The sequence below is a fragment of the Bartonella sp. AD328YNZD genome, from assembly GCF_042196425.1.
This window is the reverse complement of record NZ_JBHIQG010000069.1, coordinates 8,297-9,864: the sequence shown is the minus strand read 5'-3', so window position 1 is coordinate 9,864 and position 1,568 is coordinate 8,297. Positions and strand designations below refer to the sequence as shown.

The 1,568-nt window shown below is 34.2% G+C and carries 1 protein-coding gene; it reads right to left on the bottom strand.

Going from position 1 to position 1,568, the window contains the following annotated elements; genetic code table 11:
* Positions 1-639, bottom strand: a 639-nt coding sequence (locus ACFIO3_RS05070; RefSeq protein WP_375704157.1) for a PmbA/TldA family metallopeptidase, incomplete at its 3' end; no start/stop codon positions are given.
* Between the last annotated feature and the right edge of the window lie 929 nt (positions 640-1,568).

Genomic DNA, 1,568 nt, shown 5'->3' with positions numbered 1-1,568 from the left:
CCCTGCATTCTTTCCCACAGTTTCTGCTGCCTCTAAATCAGAAAAATGTAAGGCTGTTGTATAATCATAATCCCGCTCCATCTGTGTTCCTTCACCTGCAAGAGCACTACAAGAACGTGAAAAACAACTGGAACGATAGGCTCCACAAAAACCATCACTGGTCACAAGAATAAGTCCACTACGGCCATAAGCTGTTGCAGCGCCACCAGAATTGCTTACACCTTTAACATCAAGAGCTGCTGCCTCCGTTTTTAAAGCATCTTCTGTTAAAAAATGACTGCTGGGTATAAAATCATCAAAAAGGTCAAGATCTTTAGGGTTCTTAACCAAACACTCTTTATCTGCCAAACCTTCAAATAAACTATCGGGAGAAGCTTTAGCCATTGCAATAGCACGTTCCGCAAGTTCTTGCGGATAAGATCCTAAATTAGCAGAAACACTTGCTACTTTTTTTCCAACAAAAACCCTTAGAGTAAAATCATTGCTCTCTGCAGATTCTGTCGATTCGACTTTCCCAAAACGAACAGATACACTGGTGGAATGTGCATGAACAATAACAGCATCAGCAGCGTCGGCCCCAGAACGCCTTGCTGCTTCAACCAATGAAACAGCTTTCTCAATCTGGTTCTTGTCAGTCATTATAGACTCCCTAAAATATTTTATTATTTACATTGATAAGCATTCTGACAAAAGATTATGCACATTTCATGCATTCTTTTTCTTTTAATGCATTAAATCATTTCCTTTTTCGCTTCTTTATGAAAAGATGCAATATGTCGTAAAATCTCTTTAGTTGCAAGATTGCTCATTGGACCTTATCATTTTAGAAGCCAAATCTCCACTGACAATCAAATCAACAGAACATTGACAATTAACAAAAGTCTTAGCAATAACACTTGAATTTAAGCCAAAATCCTCAAAAATTCGAAAAGCATAAAATGATCTAAATCACAGGTCTTCCTTCCTCTGGGTAGTAAAAAACCTACCTCATCTCTTTCCTATAGCATTCTTTAATTTCCAAGCAAGAATCAAGAAAATGCCTTATATTTGTATACACTTCTTTTCTTCTATAAACTCTCTCATAATGAAACGGCACTCTTGTAAATGAAACAAAACTTAAACAGAGTAAAAAATATTTCCTTCCATTATGGTTTCAACAAAATGAGCAGTCATAAACTTCTTTACCCTAATGGACGTAATATCATAAAGAACTCATTTTTTATATTTAAAAGTAATCAAAGAAATTATATTGTAATCTTTCAATAAAATTAATATTTTGATTTATACTTATAATTTATTGTTTTGTAATTTGTATAAAAAAGCCTAATAGCATAAAATTCTCTTTGTTTCGAACCTATTCATGTTGAGTCAATCACAACTATTTGCGAGCATATCATGAATAAGGGGCATATGAATGAAAACTATTTAAGAAGAAAACAAAATGCCTCTTATGAAGGTTTTAAATGCAAAAGCTATCGCAACATTAGAAACCAGCAAATATCATGACGATATTGGCCTACATCATAAGAGAAACAATGAGCTTCTGAAACTTTCTCATTTTCAATGAA